Genomic DNA, 2,580 nt, shown 5'->3' with positions numbered 1-2,580 from the left:
GGTTCGGTTGGCTCTTCAGCCACCTTTTCCGCTTCACCCTCATCCTCATCACGCTTTTCAATCACGCCATGGGTTTGTTTCCACACTTCCCAGCGCTCAAACGCCAACTCTTGCATGTTGGTGGTATGGTCGGCCTCGTCGACGATGTTCTCACCGACTAAGTGCTCGAAGATGTCCTCTAGGGTCAAAATCCCCTGAATGGTGCCGTACTCATCGACCACCATCGCCAGTTGTAAGCGTTTTGCCATCATCTGCTCAAAGGCTCTTGGCAGCGACAGAGTGTTGAGCAGCACATGAATCGGGCGCATCACGGAACCCAACTGTTTGTCGCCGTGGCCCTGCTGCTTGAGCTTATACAGCTCCAATCGATGCACAAAGCCTAGGATGTTGTCCTTTGACTGGCTGTAAATCAGCGGGCGCGAAAACGGCGTATCTGGGTAGGCTTTGAGAAACTCTACAATCGTCATCTCAGCATCGACACGAAACACCACCGGTCTTGGCGTCATCACTTGGGTGACAGGCACATCTTGGATGCCGAGCAAGTTGGTGAGGATCTTTGACTCCCCTTCGGCAAACTCACCGCTTTCACGGGCTAAGATCGCCATCGCGGAGAGCTCATCGCGCATTTTTGGCGCTTGATGACCGCTGGCTAGGCGCTTGGTGATTTGCTCTGAAAACCACACGAACGGCGTTAGGGCCCACACCATCCAACGTAAAGCAATGGCTGAGGCCGGTGCGAGCTGACGCCAGTAGGTCGCGCCTAGGGTTTTCGGCACAATCTCAGACAGCACCAAAATGCCAAGCGTCAGTACGCCAGAGAACACGCCCAACCACTGACTGCCAAACACCACCGCCGCCTGAGCGCCTGCACTGGCCGCGCCAATAGTGTGGGCGATGGTATTGAGGGTAAGAATCGAGGCCAATGGGCGGTCGATGTCCTGTTTTAAGGTTGCCAGTTTGCTTGCCGCAGGGTGACCTTGCTGGCGAAGCTGGGCAATGTAACTGGGGCTGATACTGAGCAGCACCGCTTCTAACACGGAGCAAATAAACGATACGCCAATCGCAACAGAGACGTAAATAATGAGCAGTAACATACAGTTCCTATAGCAAAAACAACCCGAAAATTGAACGCATTCGGGTAGCGTAGCATGGTATTGACGCCAGTGATAACCGACGTCGAAGCCCATTCTGAGGTTATAAATATGGCTAATTCACTGAAAAAACAAGCATCCGATCACAGTGTGAAAGTAACAAATTGTGAGTTGAAGCTCATATTATGGCTAAAAGTACGCCATGAAAGTCAAAGATCGCCGACAAACCTTTGCCAGATGGGGCATTTATGTTTTAGAGTGAGTTGAATTCGATAACCTATGAGAAGGGAAACCTAATGAACAAGACCCAATTAATCGACTTTATCGCAGAGAAAGCAGACCTATCTAAAGCGCAAGCTAAAGCTGCTCTTGAAGCAACTCTTGACGGTGTGACTGACGCACTTAAAGAGGGTGACCAGGTTCAACTAATTGGTTTTGGTACATTCAAAGTAAATCACCGTGCAGCGCGCACTGGCCGTAACCCTAAAACAGGTGCTGAGATCCAAATCGCAGCAGCTAACGTGCCAGCTTTCGTTGCAGGTAAAGCTCTGAAAGATTCTGTAAAGTAATCGACTTGTTTCATCTTCTATTGCCTTCCTAAGCACGATATTGAATCAATGACGTAAATCCGAGCACTCAGCGACAGGGTTTATGTTGTCAAATGTCATTAGGCAATGAAACAAAATGGGTTACACTACGCCAAGGTATCGATACCTTGGCGTTTTTTATGTCCGGTATTTTTCTGGCGTGTCCTTTCCTGCGTTGGTTTCTTGATATGAAAAGTCTTACTATGAAAAAGCTCATTCTTCCTCTCTTGTTGTCTTCATTGATGGTTGGCTGCTCGTCAACGGTCTCTACCCCTAATCTTGACCAGTTTTCCGAGTATTCTGGCGGCTCGGTGATGGGGGACACGACCAGTCTGTTTTGGTACACCGAATACCTCTCAAGCCCGTTTACGGCGGCCGATTACATTACGGCCGGGGAGTATGGTTGGTATAAGACTGATTACCGTTGGGATGAAGGTGAGCTGCGTGAGTTGATTCGAGAAGGTGAGCAACTGAGCCTGCAGCAGAGTAATGAGCAAGAACTCGTGCCATATCGTATTCATGCTCGCTTCAATAAAAACGGTGAGGCGATTTATCAGCAATACCGGATGGACGGCAAGGTGTTCCCGCTGCGCGCGTCCATGATGGATCAGTTACAGCAAGAGGCGCGCAATGTCGGTGTGCAAACCAAGCAGCAAGCGAAGCAAGGGATTGAGCTCCTCCAAGGCTACTGGGATGGCAGTGAGTTTGAAAGCTGTGAAGGGCGCAGTTACACCGAGATTGAGTTCAACCAGACGCTGCCGTCGTTTGTGGTGAGCCGTTTGGCGTCAATTGATAGCTATGTGGCGTTTCTAGGATCGACTCGCGGCAATCGTGTAGTGGTCGAGGAGTTGCTGATGTTGGCGGAAGATAGCCATGATTGTCTGCAGCGGACGGTGTTGGTG

At 50.2% G+C, this 2,580-nt stretch carries 3 protein-coding genes; 2 read left to right on the top strand and 1 reads right to left on the bottom strand.

All coding sequences use genetic code 11. The features are described 5' to 3' along the window. Positions 1 to 1,094 (bottom strand): CNNM domain-containing protein (locus AC6R1O_RS18380; protein WP_500657588.1); only part of this gene is annotated, 1,094 nt, incomplete at its 3' end. A 293-nt stretch (positions 1,095 to 1,387) separates the two neighbouring features. Here AC6R1O_RS18380 and hupA point away from each other — a divergent pair. Together hupA and AC6R1O_RS18370 are read left to right on the top strand one after the other, a co-directional pair. Beyond that, positions 1,388 to 1,660, top strand: coding sequence for a nucleoid-associated protein HU-alpha (gene hupA, locus AC6R1O_RS18375; protein WP_100754166.1), 273 nt, complete (start codon positions 1,388 to 1,390; stop codon positions 1,658 to 1,660). A 221-nt stretch (positions 1,661 to 1,881) separates the two neighbouring features. Then, a partial coding sequence (locus AC6R1O_RS18370) for a DUF1481 domain-containing protein (protein ID WP_500657589.1) occupies positions 1,882 to 2,580 on the top strand: 699 nt, incomplete at its 3' end.

It is taken from the genome of Vibrio sp. R11-SG3-ISO3-SZ (assembly GCF_059834345.1).
The sequence above is the reverse complement of the archived record's forward strand: the minus strand, read 5'-3'. Positions and strand labels throughout refer to the sequence as shown.